This window comes from Niallia sp. FSL W8-0951, assembly GCF_038006525.1.
GTDB classification, from domain to species: domain Bacteria; phylum Bacillota; class Bacilli; order Bacillales; family Cytobacillaceae; genus Niallia; species Niallia circulans.
Genome location: NZ_JBBOVK010000001.1, coordinates 3,657,043 through 3,681,005 on the forward strand (window position 1 = coordinate 3,657,043; position 23,963 = coordinate 3,681,005).

The following is a 23,963-nucleotide window of genomic DNA, read 5'->3' on the forward strand; positions in this document are numbered from 1 at the left end:
AGAAGGGATAAAAGAAAGAAGCCAATGGAACCTAAGTGATGCTTATAAAGGAAAGTAAACACCACCATATATACAGGTATTCCCATCCATATCCATAATTTCCGCACTGCTAATCCATCCCAACTAAATGTAGAATATTCTTACTTCTAGGATAACGATTCTATCAAGGGGTGCGCAAGTCTATACTCTATTTTTTCTTTTCTCTCCCATCATTTATTGTAATTTTGATGAATAGCAATCTCTACGGACATTACCAAGCAAGGTATGAAAGGAAGGGAATATCGGCAATACTATCCTTCTAAGGAGGGCATTATGAATGAAGACATTCTTGATTATCCTAAGCATTATTGCCATACTCATTTTCCTTCTTTACCTGGACTTTCAATTAGGTAAGAGAGCTCAGCACCAAAAAATCAATCGAAAAAATCATCCTTTTAGATATAGTGACTTTCACATTTACTCGGACGGAACGGAGCTTTTTCCAGCCCTCTTTCAAGCAATTGAAGAGGCTACTGATCATGTCCATATTCTTTTTTATACTATTAAAACAGACAGTATTTCCAAAGAGTTTCTCAATCTTTTAAAATCAAAAGCACATGAAGGAGTGGAAGTGCGTCTTATTTTAGATTGGTTAGGAAGTTATAAAATAAGAAGAAAAGTTAGGGAAGAATTAAAAAAGGCTGGTATTCAGTTTGCTTTTTGCCAGCTTCCATCTTTCCCTTATCTATTTTATTCCTTGCAGGTTAGAAACCATAGAAAAATTGCTATTATTGATGGTAAAGTTGGTTTTATGGGCGGCTTTAATATTGGCAAGGATTATATTCATGCCAATATTAAATTGAGCCCGTGGCGTGACTATCATCTTAAATTGATTGGCGAAGGGGTCGATGACTTACAGCGAGAATTTTTAATGGATTGGTTAAAAGCTTCAAAGATAAATCTACTGCAAAATCGAATATATTTTCCTGTGCAAAAAAAGGGAGCATCTAGGCATCAAATAATTCCTACACAAGGGGTTTACTTAGAAGAAATAGTCTGTCATGTCATAAAAAACTGCAAAAGTTCTCTTTTAATTACCACTCCTTATTTTATACCTAGTAAACAAATAACAAGCGAGTTACTAAGAGCATTACATAGAAATATTTCCATTACTATCCTTATTCCAGATAAGGCTGATCATTTATTGGTCAAGGAGGCTTCTTTTCCTTATTTACGTACATTGCTTGCACATGGAGCAAGTGTTTATCAGTATATGAATGGTTTTTTTCATGGTAAATTAATTAATATTGATAATGAAATTATCATTATTGGTTCAGCCAATTTTGATAGACGCAGTATCTTTTTAAATCATGAGTTAAATTGTTGTATCTACGACCAAGGCTTTATAGAAAGAATGAACAAGATTACAACAGAGGATTTACAGCAGGCAAAGGAGTTATCTCTTGAAGGTTTAGATACCATTACAATGAGAAGTAAGCTAAAAGAATGGATAGCCCGCCTTTTCGCTCCATTTCTATAAACACATTACGGAACTATCCTTAGACGTTTTGTAAAGACATGCCCGGAATATAAGTATTCCAGCTAAACATAACCCCAAACAATCACAAGAAGTAAATAAAACTTCTTGTGACTGTTTGGGTCTTTATTTTAAAAAAAGAATTATTTTGTAGTTATTTTCCGCAGACGGAATACCATTCACTTTCCATGGGCTACCCCTAAGCTGCTTCGGATTTGCAACCAATATCCAATCAATCATAAACATCGTTACTGTTTTTTATGACTGGTATTTTTATTTTGACAAAAAATGATTCTTCCTTATAGGTGTAATCAAGATAGCCACAATGCTTCTTCACGATATCAAGGATGATTCTTGTTCCATATCCTCGTTCTTTCCCCATCTTCGTCGACTTACCAAATTTCTTATATAAAGAGTCTAAGATGGAAACTGGAATAGGCAAGCAGTCATTTTTGCATGTCAGTAAATAAAGCCCACTTCTTTTGGATAGCCGAATAGTAATATGGGCCTCTCGTTGATACTCTTGCTGCCATTCTCGACTTGCTTCTAAGCTATTAGACAATAAATTTCCTACTAAACCGACGATATCCTTTTCTTTCATCGGCAACGTCGATAAAGGTATATCAAAATCATATTTTAGCGCGATATTTTCCTGAACCGCCTGCTTATAAACTCTATGCAAGACAGAGGCTACAGATCCACTTTCCCCTTTTATAGATAGATTTGTTTCTTCATATCCTTCTACCAGTTCGTCTAAATAACACTTAGCATGGGAGGAACCCTCTTTTTCCAGCATAAAATGCACAGCTGAAATATGCTTTAAAAAATCATGTCTTTCGCTGCGCACTACTTGAAAAAGTTCATTATATTGGCTTATCTCCTTCTCGTAGGACTCTTTTGCCTGTTTTAGTGAAAAGATTTTTCCTCCAATCATAAACCGCACTATTTCTATTAGTACAAACAACAGCAGGAATAATATATTCCAGTATGTGAAAGTAACCTGAATATGCAAAAGCAAAACCAATGATTGTACAAGCCAGAAGAGAACTTCTAAGCTGGAAGTAATAACAGCTTTATCTTGATGTAAATATTTCGAAAAAACAAAGCATATTCCCACAAAGAATGCAAAGATCCAATATGCTTGCACTGAAAAACTTACGTGGTCGATTACTATTTTGCTATGTATGGTGCTATAGACAGCAATAAGCAGCCAATAAAAATGGTTATTATTAATCATATATACCTCTTTAAAAATAATTTTCCTGAAGAAAATCTACCTTTTCCTTTGTAATCAATGCCTTTTCCTCTAATCCTTCGAATGCTACAGCATAAGAGTTCTTTGCATAAAGAGAAAAATTTTTAACATAATGAATGTTTATAATAAAGGATCGATGGGAGCGAATAAAATCTCTTTCTCTCAGTTCTCCCTCTAATTCATTTAACGTTTGATATGTTTTGATCGCTTCTGCTTTTGTATAAATGGTTGTTGACCTTCCAGATCGTTCAATAAAAACAATATCCTTCTTTTGGATAATGTGAATTTCACTCTTTTGCTTAATATAAAGTCTTCCAGCAATCTCTGTAGACTTTGTCTTTTCTAATGCTCGGTGTACCGATTGGGTAAGCCGCTCCTTATTATAAGGCTTCATAATATAGTCATGGACGTTCAGTTCAAAGGCATGAACAGCATAGCCACTAGTACCTGTTACAAAAATGACCAAAATATTCAAAGCATGAGAATGAATAATGTCCGCTAATTCATATCCCGATAAACCTGGCATTTCAATATCCGCAATTAACAAATCAATGCTTTCTTTTTTTATTTCCGTATAAGCCTCTTCCGCAGAAAGTGTTGAGAAGATAATCTCAACATCAGGAATACCGGAAACAATGCCTATTAATTTATCTAGATCAATCATACGGTCATCAACTAAACCAACTCTCAACTTTTCTTTCTCCCTTCATCCCCACAAATACTGACAGAAATTACCCTTTTTATTTTACCATGATTTCTCTACGTTCGGATGGGTTTCACCGCATTTTCCATCCCCACAAGTATTCCTATATGCGGTATCCTCCCTTTTCACGACATGAAAAGCCATTTTCGTGACATAATGGCAGAAAAAAAGAGGCTCTCCGATTATGATAAATGTAACGAAACCAATACGAGGTGAAAGAGTATGATAACAATTCAAACGGTAACTAAAAAATTCCAAGATAAAAAAACTTCTGTAACAGCCCTGAAACACGTGTCATTTTCCATAAAAAAAGGAGAAACAATTGCTTTACTTGGAGAGAATGGAGCAGGCAAGACGACGCTTCTACGTTCCATTGCCACCCTTATTCAACCAACAGAAGGAACTATAACGGTTGATCAATATGATACAAAGAAAAACCCAAATGAAATTAAACAAAAAATTGGTGTTCTATTCGGTGGAGAAACTGGTCTTTATGAGCGATTAACTGCAAGAGAGAATTTGGAGTACTTTGCTAATCTATACGGATTAGGAAAACATGAAACAAAGGTAAGAATCGATGAGCTTTCTAGGATGTTTGGAATGAGAGATTATTTAAATCGCAAGGTTGGCGGCTTTTCTAAAGGGATGAGACAAAAAGTGGCGATTGCACGAGCGATTATTCATGACCCCGAAATTATTCTTTTTGATGAACCTACAACAGGCTTGGATATTACTGCTTCAAATGTATTCCGCCAGCTTGTTCATCAATTAAAAAGAGAAGGAAAAACCATATTATTTTCCAGCCACATTATGGAAGAAGTAGCGTTGCTTTGTGATAGCGTTGCTATGATACACAAAGGAGAGCTTGTCTATCATGGAAAGCTTGAAGATTTATACAAAGCGGAAGGCAGCCAGGACCTAAACTACATCTTTATGAGTAAATTAGTTAGAGGAGGAAACACATATGCTATTTAAATTATTTTTAAAAGAATTAAAGGATTCATTTCGCGATAGACGCACATTACTACTTTCCGTTTTCTTACCGATTATTATGATGACAGGCTTAACCCTCTTTTATGAAAAGTTAGTATCTAGTGATGAAGGAGACACCTACCAATTAGCCATTCCAACAAATATAAACGAAGAGATGAAAGCTAATTTAGCTGCTTATACAAACATTGAATTAATAGATTCTGATAATCCCGAAAAAATGGTAAAAGACGGAGATGCACAGGCTGCCATACTGATAGAGAATGGTTTTAGCGAAAAACTCAGCCAAGGAGAAAATACCAATATCGTTCTCATTGGAGATTCCTTTAGTGAAAAATCTTCTACGTTACTTTCGATTGTTATGAATGCATTAAATGAATACGAAAAGATGGTGGTAACAGAACGATTAAATGAAGCAGGTGTCGAAAGTTCGATTGTACAGCCTTTCTCTATTGAACAACAAGAAATTTCTGCAGAGGACCCAACCATTAATTTAGTCGCTATGCTTATTCCATTAATCCTATCATTAGCTTTAGGAGTCGGAGCTTCTCCTGCCGCTGCGGATCTGTTTGCAGGAGAAAAAGAAAAGAAAACAATGGAGGCATTATTAATGACTCCCGTAAAGCGTTCAACTTTAGTTATTTCTAAATGGTTAACTATCACCACCATTGGGGTTTTAACTGGTTTGATCACTTTGCTGGTAGTTGTGCTTGAAATTGCCTTTTTTACGGAAAATTTAAAAAATGCTGTTCCTGTGCATGATAATTTTGCATTAATTATCTTATTCGCTTTGGTTATGACGATTATTTACTCTATGTTAATTGCTTCATTGCTTATGATTACTAGTATTATTGGTAAGACGATTAAAGAGGCTCAAAGCTATAGCACACCGATACTGCTTCTGACTATTTTTCCAATGATGCTTTTATCAACTACTGGAATAAATGAATTAACTACTAACCATTTTATTATTCCTTTTGTTAATGTATTTAGCACTCTAAAAGAGTTAATATTCGGGGAAATAATTTATCAGCATTTGCTTCTTACCCTAGGATCAAATTTAGTCTTTATCGTTATTTCCTTTCTGATTGGCAGAATGCTATTTTTAAAGGATAAGTGGGTTATTAATTAAGCATAATAAGTATTTCAATCAAATATAACCCCGAATAATTATACGTACACACTAAAAAAAATATTCGTATAATTGTTCGGGGTTTAATTAATTTTTAAGAAAAAGGGTCTGTGGTGATCAGCCGCAGCCTGAATACACTTCACTTTCTCCATTTAGCAAGCGGCTCAATGCGGCGGGTAAGACTCCGATTTCCAGCGCAAGCTGATTAAGGGAATAATCGTTTTTGACCATAATACTGCAAGACGTAATCACGTCTAATCTATTTCTTTCTACCGGCACTTTCCTCCCCTTCCGTTCTTGAATAATCTATTTTCTATACTTTTAATTACGTTTTTTATGTCATGGAATCCAAAGTCTAAACTATCCTTATTGGTGATTCCAGTCATTTCTCTATTTTATTTCTTGAAAATTGGACAGCAGGAATTTTTTATACTTTGGAAACAGGCAGTGCAGAAAGAAAATCTTGGATATCATTTATATACTCCACATAATTTTTCTTTTAAAGAATTAAAATTGTATAACCTTAAAGATTATTTATTGAACAAGTATTGGGATATTAAAAAACCTTTATTGATCAAGACACAAAAATTTTGAGAAAGAAAATATATTTGAATCTCATCTATCCCCCTTTTTATTTGGACAAGTCGATCGTATTGCCAGTAGCCCAAATGTTTTGAGTTTCCAGTTAGAAATGTATCTTGATTAAATTTTGATAAAAGTATTCTAGAATAATCAACATCCCACATAGACACGCACAGGGGGAAAAGTCATAAGATTGAGGTGGTGTATATGTTTTTAAGAAGATGTATAAACATTTCATGCTGTTTTATTGTTTTACTTATGTTATCTGCATGTCAATCATTAACAAAGTTTAAAGATAAAACCATTGAAGAAACAAAAAAAACAATGCATTTTACTGAGGGTAACGAAAACGAAACAGCTGAAACAATGGAGAGTTTGATTGCTAAGGGAAAATTCGCTCAAGTGGTCTACAACGAAAAACTTTATCAGCTGAAAGATAAAGTTGATGAAGACACAAAAGGAAAAGTCATAGGGGCAATAGGCAAAACTTTCTTTGTAGATAGCGACGGAAAGAGATGGTCGGAAGAAGAACTGAAAGAACCGTATATCTCTCTTGACCCTGATGATATCAGAGAGAAAAAACCTTTACGATATGGGAAGGTTTACAGTGCAAACGAAGACGTCGATGCCAAAGATGAAATCATCGTTGAGTTTAATCACGAGTATTATCGGGCGGTTTTGATTAAGAATGAAAAGGAATAAGGGAGAGTGTGAAATGAGTGCAGTCCTATTAGAAACCAAAAGTCTTACAAAAAAGTTTGGCAAGGAAACAGCTGTTTCAGATGTTTCACTAACTGTTCAAAAAAACAGCATTTATGGTCTGCTTGGACCAAATGGAGCTGGGAAATCGACAACACTTAAAATATTGACAGGAATTTTACGGAAGACTTCTGGTGAGGTTTTCTTCGACGGACATAAATGGGATCGTTCTGATTTGCAAAATATTGGATCTTTAATAGAAGCTCCGCCCATTTACGATAATTTAACAGCATTTGAAAATGTAAAAGTACATGCCACGCTGCTGGGCCTATCTGAAGAGCGTATACACAGTGTGCTAAAGACTGTAGATATGCAGCATACTGGTGAGAAAAGAGCAGGCCAGTTTTCTATGGGGATGAGGCAGCGGCTGGGGATTGCTATTACTTTATTAAATCATCCTAAATTATTAATTCTTGATGAGCCTACGAACGGGCTAGATCCAATCGGTATTCAGGAGCTCCGAGACCTTATCCGCTCTTTTCCTCAAGAAGGAATAACCGTGATTTTATCTAGTCATATCCTTTCAGAAGTAGAGCAAATAGCAGATCATATTGGGATTATCATCGGCGGTCACCTTGGATACCAGGGCGAAATAAATAAGACTGATGATTTAGAGCATTTGTTTATGGAAGTTGTAAAGGCAAGCCGTGAAAAAGAGGGTGTAAAAAGATGATAAATTATATGAAGGCCGAAAACCTGAAGTTTAAACGGACTTTTTCTAGAAAAATGATTATCTTTGTACCGCTCCTTAATATAGGTTTTTCTTTTTTAATGAACATTCAATTTTTTGTTTCCGGTACTTTTAACTGGTGGTCTATTATTTTTATGCCAGTGATGATTGCTTTACTTTGCTCGTTATCTCATCAAAAAGAAAAAAAAGCCTCTAATTATAATGGCACATATTCATTGCCTATTGATTTGGGGAGATTATGGTATTCTAAGATTGTCATTATTATGGTTTATTCGTTATTATCTCAAATTGTATTTTTAGTGTTTATGTTACTTATGGGATTCGTTTTAGCTGATTTTGCCATTGTTACGCTTTCTACAGTTGCCGCAAGTTTATTGCTTTGGGTAACAAGCCTTTGGCAAATTCCACTTTGTTTATTTGTTGCCAAAAAGTGGGGTCTTACAATAGCAGTAATGTTAAATCTCATAGGAACATTTGTTTTGGGAATAATGCCGGCATCTCGCTCTTTTTGGTGGTTTATTCCGTGGAGCTGGCCAATCCGAATGATGTGTCCAACAATAGGTATTCACCCTAACGGTCTGTTGCTTGAAAAAAATAATCCTTTGTTGAGTTGGATGGTCGTCCCTCCCGCTATATTGATTTCTGTACTATTATTTTTGTTAATAGCGTTTTTAACCAGCCGTTCATTTGCTCCTTCCATTGATTACAGAAGAAAAAAGCAGGGGGCGATGTAAAGTGGGACTGCTTTTGAGGTGTTTACAAGCTGATTTTCAAAAAAACAGGCACACCTCCTTTATGTGGCTGCATTTCATTATCCCTATAGTTTGTTCAGGTGTGTTAATCCTGTATTTTTATGGAAGAGACCAAAGCCAATTTCATTTGTATAAATCTTTTATGGAAGCTATTGCTATTGCATTACCGCTGCTCATAGGGGTTTTATGCGGCATGACCGCATCTTTAGAAGAACAGGCTGGAAAATTCCAAGTGTTGCTGGGAGGCACATCTCCGAAAATTATTGCTTATGCCAGTAAATTGTTAATGCTTCTTCTCATGGAACTTTGCTCAATTGGCATAGCGCTTTTCCTTTATATAATGGGATTAACATTTATTTTAAATGTGCCGGATTTGCCTTATGATATTTTTATAACAGGTGCTGCCTGGCTGGTTGCGGGCAGTGTCGTTCTATATGTTATTTATTTTTTTATCAGCTGTATGTTTGGAATGGGTGCTTCTGTTCTGATAGGCGGAGCGGGCCTGCTTTTGACAGCTCTCATGAATACTGGATTAGGAGATGCGATATGGAAATATAACCCTTGGGCTTGGAGTATTAGATTATCAGGTTTAAATGGGGTTCTCCATTTTATAGAAAAAGGGAATTATTCTTTATTAATGCATGAAATAAATTCAGCGGTATTTATTGTTGTTTTTGGTACAGTATGTATAATTATTGCCAGTCTAATATGGTTTAGCAGATGGGAAGGCAGAAAAACGTTTGAATAGCATGAGGGGGATGGAAAATGGCAAAAATCCTTGCTGTCGATGATGAAAAAGATATTCTTGCACTGATACAAAATATTTTGCGCCGTGATCAGCATAAAGTCGACACTTTAGATCGTGTTAAAGGCCAGCCGCCTGATTTATTTCAAGGATATGATTTAATTTTGCTTGATGTTATGATGCCGGACATTGACGGTTTTGAGCTATGTAAACAGATACGGCCTTTGGTGGATTGTCCCATATTATTCCTCACGGCTAAAACTGAAGAGGAAGCGATAATCAAAGGCCTCATTACTGGCGGAGATGATTATATTACAAAGCCGTTCGGCGTTAGAGAGCTTAGTGCTAGAGTTAATGCTCACTTAAGAAGGGAACGGAGAGACAAACATCAATCGAAAAGAGTCATCTCTGGTTTTTTATTTCATTTTGATAGTAAAGAAGTATTTATCAATAATCAAAAACTTAACTTAACAAAAAATGAATATAAAATATTTGAATTTTTAGCTCAACATAAAGGGAGAACTTTTTCAAGAGAACAAATTTACGAGGAGATATATGGACTAGAGGGGAATGCCTTGTATTCAACAATTACTGAGTTTATCAGAACGATTCGCAGAAAATGTAAAGAGCATAATGCAGACCCTATCAAAACGGTATGGGGATTCGGGTACAAATGGGAATAAATTTTAATGGCCAAAAAACACTTCTTAGAGAACTGATAAAGTATATAGCTGCGTTATGTATTAGTTTGATTGTACTTGCTCTGCTCTATTTATTTATGAATACCATCGCTATGAATATGGGCTTCTCACATCCAGCAAATTATAATGAACAAGAAGCAGAGAAACTTGCGCCGAAGCTGGAACATGTAGATAAAGTAACTGCTGATGTGATTCCTGATACGATGTCATTTGCCCTCCTAGATAAAGAAACAAAACAAAAAACAGCTGGAACTATTAAAGAAACAGATCTGAACCTGGTAAAAAAGAAGCTTGAAAAAAAACCGTATGTCAATTATAAACAAAAAGGATATTTGATTATAGAAAGAAAAAATGAGTATTGTATTTTGCAATATTCATTACGGGCAGATTTCAGCTCACCTTTATTAAGAAAATACCTTCCTAATTATGAATTAACGAGTATCAGTATTTTGATAATCTTGCTCATTATAGACATTTCTATTATAACAACGTACTTTGCTAATAGATTAAGAAAACATTTTGAAACACTGAATGTAATTACTCGATATATAAAAGAGCAAAATTTGCAGTTCACCCCCGAATTTACACATATTAAGGAATTTGATGATGTAATTGACTCCTTAATTGAAATGAGAGATGCTCTTCGGTCATCACTCGAGGCCCAGTGGCGGTTAGAAAAAAATAAGAAAGAGCAAATTGGTGCTTTGGCACATGATATCAAAATCCCGATTACCATTATTAAAGGAAATGCTGAATTACTCAGCTTATCTATTCAAAACGAAGAACAAGCTGAGTATACAAAGTATATTCTTGGAGCAGGAAATCAAATTGAACAATATATTTCTCAGCTTATTTATCTTTCAAGAACGGAGGATTCCTTAACTATTCATTTGGAGAAAGCCTTTATAGATAAGCTGACAGAAACTCTGCAGAAAGATATATCCGCCTATAAAGGGAATAAGAAAATAACTATTTCATTTAAAAAAGAAAATCTCAAGAAAGAGGCGGAAATTGACTGGCAGCTGTTACATAGAGCGTTATTGAATATTTTAACAAACGCGGTTGATTATACACCAGAAGATGGGACTGTCTCGGTGCATGCGGAATGCGATTCTGATACTCTTTACTTTTTGGTAAAAGACACAGGAAATGGATTTTCGGAAAGCGGGCTAAAAAAAGCAACAGAACTTTTTTACATGGATGACAAGGCCCGTCAGTCTAAAGGTCATTATGGAATGGGGTTGACCTTCGCAAAAAATGCTGTGAATCTCCATAATGGAGAACTGACTCTTGGAAACACGATAGAGGGCGGCGGAGAAGTGCGAGTGAAAATACCCTTATATAGAAATCATTAACCCCACGCCCTATCTGGACGTGGGTTGTAATGCTTCGCGCGGTATAAAGCCAAATAAAAATGCTGATGATGATCGAAGCTGCCAGCAATGCTAATATAATACTCAATTTCATCATCTCGTTATTTATTTCTTATATGATCTTACAAATACTGAAGAGTATTATAGGAATAGGAAAATGTTAAATCTCTTCTCCTTACCTTTTTTAATACCAAAAGAAAAAAATCGAATACCTTGCAATGTTGAAGAAATAACCTATTAAAAGGAGGAAAGCATCTATTTTCGCTTTCCTCCTTTTGATTTATTACATTTTTTCTGGTGCAGATACGCCAATAAGCGCCAAGGCATTTCTTAATGTGATTTGCGTTGCTTGGATTAATGCTAAACGTGCTTTTGTTCTTTCTAAGTTATCTGCATCTAAAACTTTTTCAGCGTTATAGAAGCTATGGAAAGTTGATGCCAAATCGTAAATATAATTCGTAATACGGTGCGGCATTCTCTTTAATGCTGCTTCTCCTACTGCCTGCGGGAACTCTCCTAATTTCTTTAATAAGTCAAATTCCTTTTCCGCCGTAATTAGTGCAGCATTCAGCTCATCGGTCAGCTCTATTCCTTGTTCCTTTCCTTGTCTCAAGATACTTGAAATACGAGCATGGGCATATTGTGCATAATATACTGGGTTTTCATTCGATTGGGATACAGCGAGATCTAAGTCAAAATCTAAATGCGTATCCGCACTTCTCATGGCGAAGAAATAACGAGTTGCATCTAGCCCTACTTCTTCTACTAAGTCTCTCATTGTTACAGCTTTCCCTGTACGCTTACTCATCTTCATTTTTTCGCCATTTTTATATAAGTGAACAAGCTGAATAATTTCCACTTCTAATGCTTCTTTGTTATATCCTAATGCTTGGATTGCAGCTTTCATACGAGGAATGTAACCATGATGGTCTGCACCCCAAATATTAATAAGCTTTTCAAAGCCTCTATCTAATTTATCCTTATGATATGCGATGTCTGGCAATAAGTACGTAAAAGAGCCGTCATTTTTAATAAGCACACGGTCTTTATCATCTTCAAAATCAGTAGAACGTAACCATGTCGCTCCATCCTGTTCAAAAATATAGCCATTTTCCTTTAATTTGTTTAACGCTATATCAATCTTTCCATTTTGATAAAGAGATGTTTCGGAGAACCACACATCAAATTTCACACGGAAATCTTCTAAATCTTGTTTTAATTTAGCCATTTCATACTTCAGACCGTATTCACGGAAGAAGTCAAAACGTTCCTGTTCTGAAACATGGACATACTTATCCCCATATTCCTCTGCTAGCTTTTTCCCGATTCCGATAATGTCTTCTCCATGATAGCCATCTTGCGGCATTTCTTTTTCCATCCCTAATGCTTGGAAATAACGCGCTTCTACCGATAATGCTAAGTTATTAATTTGGTTACCAGCATCATTAATATAGTATTCTCTTGAAACATCATAGCCAGCTTTATCTAAGATATTGCAAAGAGAATCTCCTACAGCCGCCCCACGCGCATGACCTAAGTGAAGGTCGCCAGTTGGGTTAGCTGAAACAAACTCCACTTGTACTTTTTCATTATTTCCAACTGTAGTTTGTCCATATTGCTCTCCTGCTTTAAGGATAGTTGGAATTAAATCCGTTAGATAGCTGTTATCCATATAAAAATTAATAAAACCAGGACCTGCTATTTCAACTTTTTTAATAGAAGCTTTCGTTTGATCGAAATTCTCAATAATCGCCTCTGCAATCATTCTTGGCGCTTTTTTGGCAACTCTCGCTAATTGCATCGCCATATTTGTAGAATAATCACCATGGGCTTTATCCTTTGGCAACTCCAATATTACTTCGGGAATTTGTTCTTCTGCTGCTAATCCAGCTTTTATGACACTTTGTTTAATTTCTTCCTTTAGCTTGTCCTTTATTTGATCTACAATATTCATTTTTACTCTGTCTCCTCCTTAAATGAAATAGTCATATGATAGGTTCCATTATTGCTTCCTTGCATCTTTAAATCATATAAAATATCTAATGAACCTGTGGTTGCTTGCTGTTCCACTTCTAGCGCCAGTCTCTTTGTATCGGTAACTAGCTGAAATACACCGTAAGGACTTTCGTAGCTGCCGACCTTTTGTTTATTAATAAGAAAAGGAAGGCGCATTTTGACTGCTCCACTTCGAAGGATTAATCCTTCCTTTTCTGTGATTTTAATAATTGTTTTGATGGTACCTTCTTCTATGATTTCTTCATATTTTATATATTTACTAGTATCTTTTTCTAAGTATTGACCAAACCCAATCCACTCAATACTTTCTTTATTTTTCCCGTTATATATATGTGTTGTAACGTGTAATTTTACAGGCACTTGTTGCCCTGATGGTTGAGACAACGACAACACTTCCTTTTCATTTACTGTGTAACTTTATAAGTATAAATTTTTTAAAGGGGAAGTGCAAGATGGTTCGCAAAAGAACGAAGATATTCTCTCTTGACATAACCCTATATGTAAAAAACCTACAGTACAATCTGCAGGTTTTCGCTTTAATAGTTGCTTAGTTCCTTGATTGGTGTTTGGATAATCACAGGATTTTTAGATGGATCCAGCCATTTTAAAACCTTCACAACGTTTGCTTCTGAAGTTGCTGTACAGCCTAGCGTATAACTATTTGCAATATGGAAGAAAATTGCGCTTCCTTTATTAGGAACTCGCTTTGTATTGTAGTCAATAACAAATCCATATTTGTATGCCGGCACATTCATATTTTCGGCACTTTTCCATTGACCTTTTGTTACCTTTTTCGACTGCCATGTGTTATATAGCTTAGATTTCGGATCATCTACCCAAACATCATCATTGGTTATCTTTCGATAAGGTAATTTTGTCCCAGGATTTTTTTGTGTACCAAACGCTGTTCCGATCGTAAACTTCCCAATGGGTGATTTTTTTCCGCCTTCACTCATATTTGAAGTAAAGCCATATTTCCCAATATGTCCAGTTGTCGTTAAAACCGGAATCCATTCACCCTTTTTATTTTTTTCAAAAGTGCGAATCTCAGCAGAGGATATATTATAGCCATTTGAAGTAACAAGAATCAATTGTTTATTCTTTCCTACTGTTTTTAGGCCAGCTGCTAAATTTTTTGGTTCTGCGGGTTTTTTGGTTGTTAGGTATTTACTTGATGCCCAGCCTGTTTTGCTGCCCACTGTTACCTTGCTCCAAGATCCCTTTGTTTGTGATACTTTTAAAGATTGATTTTTTTTGACTGTCGCAACTACTTTATAGTTGGTTCCTGTACCACTTCTCACATTTAACGTACTTGCTGTAACATACATCGTTTTTGTAGATGTCGTTGCCTTTGCTGCTGGCTTTTTTGTCGTTAAATATTTGTTAGAAGCCCAGCCTGTTTTCTTTCCAACTGTCACTTTATCCCAAGACCCTTTTGTTTGGGTTACTGTTACAGCCTGATTTTTCTTAACGGTTATCACTACTTTATAAGAAGTACCTGGACCACTTCTTATATTAAGAGTGCTTGCTGTCACATATTTCGTTTTTTTACTAGCAGCTTGTACCGTATTTACTGAATGAAAGCCCGCAAATAAAACCATTACCCCTACTAGTAGAACAAAAATCCTTTTCCCCATTTTCATCCTTCTCCCTATGTAATATGATGCCCTCCTTTTCATGGACAAGCATACGCCAAATGCTCCATATATAGTCTAGCAGAACACTATTTCAGTTTCTTAATAACCACATTACAAAGCTACAATATTTTCCTAGTCATTTTCTAAAGTTAATGGTTGAATTTAAAATGTCTAATAATAAAGTCAAACAACCATATGAAATCTTTCGTACAATTGTTTGACTTTATTTCTAGCTGGAAACTATGTCCCAGCTTATTAAAATTATATTATTTTACAAACCCTAAAATCATTTCACGGATTAATTTACTTGCTGTATTCGCTGTTTGCTCAGATGGATCGTAAATTGGCGCTACTTCAACTAAATCCGCTCCAACTACCTGAACATTAGAGCGCGCTATTTCATGAATGGATGCTAATAATTCTTTTGAAGTAATTCCTCCTGCATCCACCGTACCTGTTCCAGGGGCATGCGCTGGATCTAAGACATCAATATCTATGGTTACATATACAGGTCTGCCTGCAAGTGTTGGCAAGATTTCTTTTAATGGCTCTAGCACCTCAAACTTAGAAATATGCATCCCTACTTCTTTCGCCCACTGGAACTCTTCTTTCATTCCAGAACGAATCCCAAATGAATATACATTTTTGGGACCAATTAAATTGGCTACTTTTTTGATCGGCGTGGAATGAGACAATGGCTCTCCTTCATATTCATCGCGAAGATCTGTATGGGCATCCATATGTATGATAGCTAAATCCGGATATTTTTTATACATTGCTTGGAACACGCCCCACGATACTAAATGCTCTCCTCCCATTCCAAGCGGAAATTTATTATCACCTAATACTTTGTCCACAAATTCTTCAATCATATCTAAGCTGCGTTGTGGATTTCCAAATGGTAAAGGAATATCCCCTGCGTCAAAATATTTTACTTCCTCAAGCTCTCTATCCAAATAAGGGCTGTATTCTTCTAACCCAACAGAAACCTCTCGAATTCTTGCTGGGCCAAAACGGGAGCCAGGACGGAAGCTAACGGTCCAGTCCATTGGCATACCATACAATACTACTTGGCTTTCTTCATAATTTGGAAAACTTTTAATAAATACATTTCCTGAATACGATTCGTCAAAACGCATTAGTCATCTCTCCTTTTTATTCAAAGACAGTCCAATCATTCCCTTGATTTGCTGTTATCCCCGTCACAGAGATCTTGAACAAACTTTGGTAAGATGAAGGCTGCTTTGTGTAACTCTTTCGTATAATACTTTGTCTCTATCGAATGGAAGCGACTTTCTGGAACATTTAATGGATCATACTGTTTAGATCCAATTGTAAATGCCCACATGCCACTTGGATACGTCGGAATATTGGCGATATATAATCTGGTTATCGGGAATATTTCCTTTACATCTCTTTGCACGGAACGAATGAGCTCTCCTTTAAACCAAGGATTGTCACTTTGAGCAACAAAAAGTCCATCGTCCTTTAATGCTTTCGCTATTCCTGCATAAAAGCCCTTTGTAAACAGATTAACAGCTGGACCCACTGGTTCTGTGGAATCAACCATAATAACATCGTATTTCTTCTCGCTTTTGGCAATATGCATAAACCCATCGCCTACTTGTACATCTACTCTTGGATCATCCAGCTTACCTGCTATCTCTGGTAGAAACTTCTTACTATATTCAATTACTTTACCATCAATATCAACAAGCGTCGCTTTTTTGACACTAGGATGCTTTAAAACTTCTCGAATAACCCCGCCGTCCCCACCGCCAACAACTAGAACATACTCAGGATTGGGATGTGTAAACAGTGGAATATGTGCTACCATTTCGTGGTAAACAAACTCATCTCTAACAGAAGTCATCACCATATCGTCCAATAATAGCATATTTCCCCATTCTTCTGTTTCTACCATATCTAACTTTTGAAACGGTGTTTGTTCTGTATGTAATGTACGCTTGATTTTCATAGTGATTCCAAAATCGTCGGTCTGCTTCTCTGTAAACCAAATTCCCATTGACATATCCTCCATTCATTTGATTGGTATAAAGTTTCTTATATGCTAAACATTCCTAGTTTCTTCATTTCTTGTGAGTACAATCTTCTTTTTATACTTCCCAATCAAACAAATAACAAACACGAAAAAAGTATAGTGGATATTCGTATAAAAGCAAAGATTTTTTTTTATATTCCATGATAAAAATGTTTAAAACGCCAATCTTTACCACATACTAGTTTTATCTATTTATCTTTCATTAATGCGATAAAAGAACAAAGAAGGTTCTACTTAGGAGGTGTCATGTTTTGGAAGTCATTGTAAATAAACTTAAAAACTCTGGGAAATATTTACGTCTATTGATTATATTAGGACTTCTTTTCATGATAACCGCAAGCATGATTTTTATCGGTATATATGTATATGCTCGTACACTAGGTCCTCCACCGCTAGCTGTTTCTCAGTCAACAATCTACTATTCAGATGATGGCAGCATTATTGGCGAAAGCAGCAATGGACAGAAAAGGTATTGGGTATCCATTGATGATGTTAGTCCCTATTTAGTAGACTCTACTGTTTCTATTGAAGATAAAAACTTTTATTCTCATCACGGCTTTGACTATAAACGAATTGGCGGTGCTATTTTAGCCGACATAAGAGCAATGGCAAAAGTTCAAGGCGCGAGCACAATAACCCAGCAATATGCTCGAAACTTATTTTTAGAGCATGAAAAGACGTGGAAGCGAAAAATTGCAGAGGCATTTTATACACTTCGATTAGAAATATTCTATACAAAGGATGAAATTCTAGAAGGCTATATCAATACCATTTATTATGGTCATGGAGCATATGGAGCAGAGGCTGCAAGCCAATACTACTTTGGAAAAAAGGCCTCCGAACTAACATTAGGAGAGGCAACCATGCTTGCTGGTATTCCGAAGGGACCTAGTATATATTCTCCTTTTTCATCGATGGAGAATGCGAAAAAAAGACAGGGCATCATCCTAAATTCCTTAATTGAAAATGGATATATAACAGAAGAGGATAAGCAGTTAGCTTTAACGGAAAAACTGTCGTTAGTAGGAAAATTTCCAAATGCTAGTGTCGAAACAGCTCCTTATTTTCAAGATACTGTAAAAAGCATTCTAAAAAACCAGCTTCATTTAGATGATAAAACGATTCAATTAGGTGGATTAAGAGTGTATACAACCTTGAATACAGAGCAGCAAAAAATAGCAGAGGAAACGATTAACCAGACGATAAATAAGGATAGTAATATACAAATTGGCTTCGTTGCCATGGATCCAGCTACAGGCCACGTTAAGGCAATGGTAGGTGGAAAAGATTATGAAGAAAGTCCATTTAACAGAGCAATTCAAGCAACTCGGCAACCTGGTTCGACGATCAAGCCTTTATTGTATTATGCAGCTCTTGAACATGGATTTACACCGGCTACGATGATGAGCAGCGAACAAACAACCTTTCGCTTTGATGATGGGAGAGATCCATATACCCCGCATAATTTTAACAATCAATATGCCGATGGAAATATTACCATGGCACAGGCACTAGCTGTCTCTGATAATGTTTATGCGGTTAAAACCCATCTTTTTTTAGGGCAAGATACATTGGTAAAAACAGGCAAGAAATTCGGCATTACAACCGATTTACAAGAGGTTCCATCTCTCGCTCTTGGAACGTCTAATGTTCGTGTGATTGATATGGCAAATGCCTATAGTATATTTGCCAACGGAGGAAATAGGGTATCTCCTGTTTTCATTACAAAAATTGAGACAAATGATGGGCAGATTCTCTATGAACATAAGACAAAACCAGAAAAGATTTTAGATACGGATTTAACGTTTGTGATGAATCAAATGATGACAGGCATGTTTGACCCTACTCTTAATGGCTATGCCTCTGTAACAGGAAGTACTATTAAAGACGACATCACAAGAATTTATGCAGGAAAATCTGGCTCCACTGAATCAGACAGTTGGATGATTGGTTATACTCCACAGCTAGTATCCGCTGTTTGGACAGGCTATGATCAGGGAGAGCCTATAACGTTAGCAGCCGATAAAACATATGCAAAGAAAGTTTGGGTTCAGTTTATGGAACATAGTTTAAAAAAAGAGCCGATCAAAGGATTTACACCAACTAAAGGTACTGTTGGCGTTTATATCGATCCTAAGAGCGGCAAACTCGCATCAGCTGCATGTGATACAAAAAGAATGATGTACTTTACTAAAGATACTGTACCAACAGAATTTTGTGCTGATTTACCAAAAGAAGACTCTAAGGAAAAACCAGCAAATAAGGACAAAGCAAAAGAAAAAGTACCATGGTATAAACGAATTTTACCGTGGTAGAAGGAACTTGATAAAGCATACTACCAGCTCTTTTGAGTGTAGTATGCTTTTTTGTTTAGGTGCAACAGGGTAAAGCTCCCCTCTACTCCCTTTCCCCTTACTTCCTCTCCCCAAAGGACTCAGACAACGGTTCTATCACCTATTCCTCCTCAAGCCATACATCTTCTATATGCTTTCTTTTTTGCTGCTTGTTTATTTTCCGATATTCTTTCGATTTAAAAATAATATCGAAATCATAATCTTGCGGATATAGCTCTGTTCCTTTTATATAGAGCTTTAATCGTTTTTGGTTCACGGTTCTTTTTTCCTGTCGAACCTGCACTATATATCTTCCTTGTACATCAGGACCTTGATAAACAATTCCCATTTCATCCGTCTCTGTAAGAATCACATTATCTCCTCTCTCAAAAATAGGCTCCCGGGATGGAAGGGTTTTAGTCGTTTTTTTCTCTACTGCCTTTCGCGCGTATTTATTGATTACAATTTGCTGCTGAAAATCCAGCTCCTTTAAATTCTGTTCATGATGGAAATTCCGAAATGTTTTATACGTTATCTGGTGCGCCTTTTCAATGAGCTTAGGGTGCAAGCCTAATTTACTTGCAATTTCAAATGCCTGGCTTCTTCCGCTTTGTCCCAGTAATAGTTTATATGTTGGTCGCAATGTATTGATATCAAATTCCATTGTTCCATTTAAAAAACCTTCTGTTTGATCTGCAAATTCTTTCATCTCGCTATAGTGAGTGGTCGCAAATAAGGTTGCTCCTTTTTGATAAAGTTGTTCTAAAATGACAATAGCAAGAGCCATACCTTCTCCGGGATCGGTCCCTGATCCTAGCTCATCAAGCAATACAAGGGATCGGTCATTGGTTGTTCTTAAGATATCAATTATATTTACTAATCTGGAGCTAAATGTACTTAAATTTTGTTCAATACTTTGTCCGTCGCCTATATCCACAAATATATGTTGAAAAATGGCGATTTTACTCCCTGCTTTCGCTGGAATTAATAAGCCAGATTGAGCCATCATTGTTAATAAACCAATTGTTTTTAATGTGACTGTTTTCCCACCTGTATTTGGTCCTGTAATAACAAGGGCACGATGCTCTTCTCCAAATGAAATAGTTAAAGGAACTGCTTTGTCTCCAAGCATTGGATGACGAGCCTCTTTTAAATAAATCGTATAATCTTCTGATAAGAAAGGCGGCTTTGCAGCAATTACTCGGCTATATTTTGCTTTCGCAAATAAAACATCATAATAGTGCATCGTTTCTATTGCTAAATTAATGGCCTCTTCCTCAGCCAAGAGCTTCTCCGTTAATTCATATAGAATTCTTTCTACTTCAGATTCTTCTGCTAGCTTCATGGTTTCGATTTCTGCTTGCATGTCAGCAAGTTCAATTGGCTCAATAAATACCGTCGCTCCAGATGCGGATGTATCCAGTACACTACCTTGGATTTTCGTTCGATATTCTCTTTTTACAGAGAGGGTCAAATGACCGTTACGCTCTGAAACAATTTTGTCCTGAAGATAGCCCGTATATTTTTTCGATTTCACTAATTGACTCGCTTTTTCTTTTACTCGATCTGTCAGGATGGACAGCTGTCTTCTTAAATAGGCTAAATCACTAGAAGCATAATCATCCACATTACTATGTCTAATACATCTTGCTATTTCCTCTGTAAGCTCTCTAACATCAGGAATGGATTGAACATAAAGCGAGACATTTGGTGCCGCATATTCCTTATCCTTCATAAATTGTTTAAGCTTGGTACAATGTTCCAAAAAGGAAATAACAAACGGAAATTGATCTGCTCGAATATAAATCCCTTTTTTTGCTTGGCTTAAATAAATAGACATTTCATCAAGTGTATGAATCGGCACACTACTAGATATTTCTATGATTTTCATAGCCTCTTCTATTTCCTTGATTGACTGCTCCATTCTTCCTTTATCCTGCAGCGGTCGCAGTTTTCGTATTGTCTTTTTCGCTAAATTTGTTTTGGCATAGGATTCTATCTCTTCTAAAATTTTATAAAAACCTAATACTTCAAATGCCTGTTGATTCATTTTAATTCCTCCTATTTTTCTTCAAATAGCCCTTAAAAATAGAAAAAGCCAGCGTGAACAAACGCTCACACTAGCTTTTTGGGGTAGACCTATCCGCTTTAAAGTGCCGGATTAGGAGATCCTTTGCAATAAAGAAATAAAAACTATGACAAATATGCCATAGCTTTTTATCATCTATTGCTTGCTATGAGGCTTATTCTTAACCTTCCTTGAAATACCCATGCTAAATAAACCGGTATATCCCCAGTTTTTTAACAAAATTCAAGGCCGTATATAATTAACGGTTAGTTAAGAACACTCACACTCATAAAACAATCTCCTTTAAAAGGGCTTTTTATTTTTTATTCCCTTTTAGTTTATCGATTTTTCTTTTCTTTTGTCAACATTTTCAAAAAATTAATTTACTAAAGAGAAAATTTCATTTCTCAATAGTTAAGAAGGGGATAAGTCTTGTTTCAGCTGTTCTACAGAGTTATCCCATAGTCGCTGATCATGTTTTTTCAAAAAATCTGCCAGCACCTTTTTAGACTTCTCATCCATATGATCGACCATAATATGTCTTTTCATACTTTTATCCATCTTATTCACATGCTCTGGAAGAGACTTATAACCCCTGCGAATAGAACGATCCACAGTCATTTCACACGCTGTTACACCAGCATAATAAGGACCTTCAGGCTTACGGTCAATTGTCACCCAGACTAACCAGTAAGGCTTACCATTAGGAACCTCTTCTTTTGTTTTCAAAAATTTGATGCCACGTTCCACTGCACTTCTTGCATGCATGGCGCCGATATCAACGATGGCTTCTCCCTCTTCTACATCAATAATAACAGGAGATACATTTTCTAAACTAAGACTGCCAATTCCAAAGCCTTTATGCCCATCGGTTGGGTCATTTTTAATAATATTAAAGCCTATTGTTTTCTTCTTTTTTTCTTCCATGTTCATACTCCTTTTGCGATTTATTATAAATGATCGCGGATTGGTATAGCTTGACGATTTTTTATTTGTCGTGTATATAAAGCCGACTTTTATCCTCTGCAAAATCAAAAGAACAATTGATTAAACAGCGATAGAAAAAAGTATCGTATCACTTCAATCCAAGGGAATATCGTATAGCTTGATAAACCTGTAACAATTAATACAATAAATAAAATAGATCCATAAACCTCATACTTGGACATCGCTGCTCTTACCCGCGAGGAAACGAGATCTTCAATAATTCGATAACCATCTAAAGGGGGCAAAGGAAGCAAATTAAAAGCAAAAAGTAATAAGTTCATATAAACAAAAATTTCAAAAAACGGATATAAATCAAAATTACTTCCCGCTGGTACTTGTAACTTTATTAATATTGCAATAATGATAAAGCCAAGAAAAGCTAGTATTAAGTTACTGACAGGACCTGCTAAAGTGACTAATACTCCAGCTAATTTTGGTCGTTTAAAATAATGACGATTAACCGGTACTGGCTTCGCCCATCCGAATCCTGCGATTAAGATAAAAATTGCCCCTATGAGATCAATATGAGCGATTGGATTTAGCGTTAATCTTCCTTGCTTTTGCGCCGTGGGATCTCCAAATTTATAGGCTACAAATGCATGTGCGAATTCATGGAAGGTAAAACCTACTACAATGGAAATAATAATATAAGGCAAATCCGCCAAATTTTGCGAAAATAACAAATGATTAGCTCCCCTCTATACACAGTTTCTATGGAAAATGAATATTCTCTATCTAGTAATGTTTCCTTTTAAAATTATACATGATATTAAATTGGAAAGGAAAATTTTCTTTTGTTACCTCTTCATAAGACTCTATTTAAATGCATATACGCTGATTAGAAACTTGCACTTTTCCAAGAAATATGAAAAACTACAATCAAAACTAAGGAGGATTTGAACAAATGCCATATGTAACTGTAAAAATGTTAGAAGGTAGAACTGAGGATCAAAAGAGAAATTTAGTAGAGAAAGTAACAGAAGCAGTTGTGGAGACAACAGGCGCATCAAAGGAAAAAGTAGTGGTCTTTATTGAAGAAATGCCTACAAACCATTATGCTGTTGCAGGCAAACGCCTAAGCGATCAGTAAAAAGAGTTCAAAAAGGTCCCGTCCAGCAATTCAAATCGTTGCATGGCAGGACCTTTTTTTAATGATTTCTTTTCTCTCTTAGGCTTTCAATATACGCATATGCAATCTCTATTTCTTCTTCCGTATATTTTTGCTTGGCCTTTAATGTGAATACTTTTTCCTTCACTTCTTCCTTTGGAAGGCTATCAAAGAAAAGAACGGTTGACACAAGCTCGAGGAAGCGAGAATTCTGGCCATTCATATCTTCTAGACAAGGAGACAAATCAGGCATTTCCACCTCATTAAGATCCAAAAATTCCTTTCCATTATCGGTTAAAGTATATCGATATTGGAAATATCCTCCCTTTTTCTCTTTTACTTCATTCAAAAAACCCATATTGCATAATTCTTCTATTCGCAAGGTTAATTCTTCTGAATAGGGACCGAAAAAATGAAACTGATATTTTTCATGAAATGGAAAATCGAGCTTTTTTGCGATATATATCATTTTTTGCAGCTTTTTTCTTCCAATAATTTCGCCCGAAGCAGCAATTGCTTTCATTACTTTGGCATGATCTTTTAACAAATTGGG

Annotated in this window: 22 protein-coding genes and 1 pseudogene; 11 read left to right on the top strand and 12 right to left on the bottom strand. The window is 36.0% G+C overall.

Annotated features, from left to right (window positions below; genetic code table 11):
* The first annotated feature begins 316 nt into the window (after positions 1-316).
* Positions 317-1,519: a cardiolipin synthase gene (gene cls, locus NSS71_RS17845; protein WP_047940768.1), complete on the top strand. Its 1,203-nt coding sequence runs from the start codon at positions 317-319 to the stop codon at positions 1,517-1,519.
* Positions 1,520-1,748: 229 nt separating this feature from the next.
* Here the strand turns inward: cls and NSS71_RS17850 are convergent, their stop codons facing one another.
* Complete coding sequence (locus NSS71_RS17850; protein ID WP_341151889.1) at positions 1,749-2,753, bottom strand: sensor histidine kinase; 1,005 nt, start codon at positions 2,751-2,753, stop codon at positions 1,749-1,751.
* Positions 2,754-2,763: 10 nt separating this feature from the next.
* The gene (locus tag NSS71_RS17855) at positions 2,764-3,462 is read right to left on the bottom strand and encodes a LytR/AlgR family response regulator transcription factor (RefSeq protein ID WP_095258223.1); all 699 of its coding nucleotides are present in this window, start codon (positions 3,460-3,462) and stop codon (positions 2,764-2,766) included.
* A gap of 234 nt (positions 3,463-3,696) precedes the next feature.
* Between NSS71_RS17855 and NSS71_RS17860 the strand changes: the two genes are divergently transcribed.
* Together NSS71_RS17860 and NSS71_RS17865 are read left to right on the top strand one after the other, a co-directional pair.
* The gene (locus tag NSS71_RS17860) at positions 3,697-4,449 is read left to right on the top strand and encodes an ATP-binding cassette domain-containing protein (RefSeq protein WP_047940769.1); all 753 of its coding nucleotides are present in this window, start codon (positions 3,697-3,699) and stop codon (positions 4,447-4,449) included.
* Positions 4,439-5,596, top strand: a complete 1,158-nt coding sequence (locus tag NSS71_RS17865) for an ABC transporter permease (RefSeq protein WP_047940770.1) — start codon at positions 4,439-4,441, stop codon at positions 5,594-5,596. The genes NSS71_RS17860 and NSS71_RS17865 overlap by 11 nt, the downstream gene beginning before the upstream one ends.
* 144 nt (positions 5,597-5,740) lie before the next feature.
* On the opposite strand, the pseudogene NSS71_RS17870 reads toward NSS71_RS17865, so the two are convergent.
* Positions 5,741-5,855 (bottom strand): annotated as a pseudogene (locus tag NSS71_RS17870) (transcriptional regulator); the annotation flags it as partial.
* Positions 5,856-6,385: 530 nt separating this feature from the next.
* Here NSS71_RS17870 and NSS71_RS17875 point away from each other — a divergent pair.
* The 6 genes from NSS71_RS17875 to NSS71_RS17900 are packed head-to-tail and all read left to right on the top strand — an operon-like array spanning position 6,386 to position 11,181.
* A complete protein-coding gene (locus NSS71_RS17875) occupies positions 6,386-6,880 on the top strand; it encodes a NisI/SpaI family lantibiotic immunity lipoprotein (RefSeq protein WP_047940772.1) in 495 nt (164 codons plus the stop codon).
* Between the two features lie 13 nt (positions 6,881-6,893).
* Positions 6,894-7,610, top strand: coding sequence for a lantibiotic protection ABC transporter ATP-binding protein (locus tag NSS71_RS17880; protein WP_341151890.1), 717 nt, complete (start codon positions 6,894-6,896; stop codon positions 7,608-7,610).
* Positions 7,607-8,362 carry a lantibiotic immunity ABC transporter MutE/EpiE family permease subunit gene (locus tag NSS71_RS17885; RefSeq protein WP_047940774.1) on the top strand — a complete coding sequence of 252 codons (756 nt, stop codon included), beginning with the start codon at positions 7,607-7,609 and terminating at the stop codon, positions 8,360-8,362. The genes NSS71_RS17880 and NSS71_RS17885 overlap by 4 nt, the downstream gene beginning before the upstream one ends.
* A gap of 13 nt (positions 8,363-8,375) precedes the next feature.
* Positions 8,376-9,128: a lantibiotic immunity ABC transporter MutG family permease subunit gene (locus NSS71_RS17890; protein WP_341151891.1), complete on the top strand. Its 753-nt coding sequence runs from the start codon at positions 8,376-8,378 to the stop codon at positions 9,126-9,128.
* Positions 9,129-9,145: 17 nt separating this feature from the next.
* Complete coding sequence (locus NSS71_RS17895; RefSeq protein WP_047940776.1) at positions 9,146-9,808, top strand: response regulator transcription factor; 663 nt, start codon at positions 9,146-9,148, stop codon at positions 9,806-9,808.
* Positions 9,799-11,181, top strand: coding sequence for a HAMP domain-containing histidine kinase (locus NSS71_RS17900; protein WP_047940777.1), 1,383 nt, complete (start codon positions 9,799-9,801; stop codon positions 11,179-11,181). The genes NSS71_RS17895 and NSS71_RS17900 overlap by 10 nt, the downstream gene beginning before the upstream one ends.
* Positions 11,182-11,482: 301 nt before the next feature.
* Here the strand turns inward: NSS71_RS17900 and argS are convergent, their stop codons facing one another.
* The 5 genes from argS to speE all read right to left on the bottom strand — a co-directional run bounded on the left by argS (position 11,483) and on the right by speE (position 16,878).
* Entirely contained in the window at positions 11,483-13,153 is a 1,671-nt protein-coding gene (gene argS / locus NSS71_RS17905) for an arginine--tRNA ligase (protein ID WP_047940778.1), read from the bottom strand.
* 2 nt (positions 13,154-13,155) lie between these two features.
* Positions 13,156-13,599, bottom strand: coding sequence for a DUF1934 domain-containing protein (locus NSS71_RS17910; protein ID WP_047940779.1), 444 nt, complete (start codon positions 13,597-13,599; stop codon positions 13,156-13,158).
* Positions 13,600-13,751: 152 nt separating this feature from the next.
* Positions 13,752-14,852, bottom strand: a complete 1,101-nt coding sequence (locus tag NSS71_RS17915) for an SH3 domain-containing protein (RefSeq protein WP_047940780.1) — start codon at positions 14,850-14,852, stop codon at positions 13,752-13,754.
* Positions 14,853-15,118: 266 nt separating this feature from the next.
* Positions 15,119-15,991: an agmatinase gene (gene speB, locus NSS71_RS17920; protein WP_047940781.1), complete on the bottom strand. Its 873-nt coding sequence runs from the start codon at positions 15,989-15,991 to the stop codon at positions 15,119-15,121.
* Between the two features lie 35 nt (positions 15,992-16,026).
* Positions 16,027-16,878, bottom strand: coding sequence for a spermidine synthase (gene speE, locus NSS71_RS17925; RefSeq protein WP_047940782.1), 852 nt, complete (start codon positions 16,876-16,878; stop codon positions 16,027-16,029).
* Between the two features lie 287 nt (positions 16,879-17,165).
* On the opposite strand from speE, the gene NSS71_RS17930 reads away from it, so the two are divergent.
* Positions 17,166-19,229, top strand: a complete 2,064-nt coding sequence (locus NSS71_RS17930) for a transglycosylase domain-containing protein (protein ID WP_047940783.1) — start codon at positions 17,166-17,168, stop codon at positions 19,227-19,229.
* A 139-nt stretch (positions 19,230-19,368) separates the two neighbouring features.
* On the opposite strand, the gene NSS71_RS17935 is transcribed toward NSS71_RS17930, so the two are convergent.
* From NSS71_RS17935 to NSS71_RS17945, 3 genes are all read right to left on the bottom strand, one after another.
* Positions 19,369-21,297, bottom strand: a complete 1,929-nt coding sequence (locus NSS71_RS17935) for an endonuclease MutS2 (protein WP_047940784.1) — start codon at positions 21,295-21,297, stop codon at positions 19,369-19,371.
* A gap of 432 nt (positions 21,298-21,729) precedes the next feature.
* Positions 21,730-22,242 carry a YwhD family protein gene (locus NSS71_RS17940; protein ID WP_047940785.1) on the bottom strand — a complete coding sequence of 171 codons (513 nt, stop codon included), beginning with the start codon at positions 22,240-22,242 and terminating at the stop codon, positions 21,730-21,732.
* Between the two features lie 104 nt (positions 22,243-22,346).
* Positions 22,347-22,985 carry a site-2 protease family protein gene (locus NSS71_RS17945; protein WP_047940786.1) on the bottom strand — a complete coding sequence of 213 codons (639 nt, stop codon included), beginning with the start codon at positions 22,983-22,985 and terminating at the stop codon, positions 22,347-22,349.
* A 221-nt stretch (positions 22,986-23,206) separates the two neighbouring features.
* Between NSS71_RS17945 and NSS71_RS17950 the strand changes: the two genes are divergently transcribed.
* Positions 23,207-23,392: a 2-hydroxymuconate tautomerase gene (locus tag NSS71_RS17950; protein WP_031540077.1), complete on the top strand. Its 186-nt coding sequence runs from the start codon at positions 23,207-23,209 to the stop codon at positions 23,390-23,392.
* A 58-nt stretch (positions 23,393-23,450) separates the two neighbouring features.
* Here NSS71_RS17950 and NSS71_RS17955 read toward each other — a convergent pair whose 3' ends face one another.
* On the bottom strand, positions 23,451-23,957 hold the full coding sequence (locus tag NSS71_RS17955) for a YwgA family protein (RefSeq protein ID WP_047940787.1): 507 nt from the start codon (positions 23,955-23,957) through the stop codon (positions 23,451-23,453).
* Positions 23,958-23,963 lie beyond the last annotated feature (6 nt).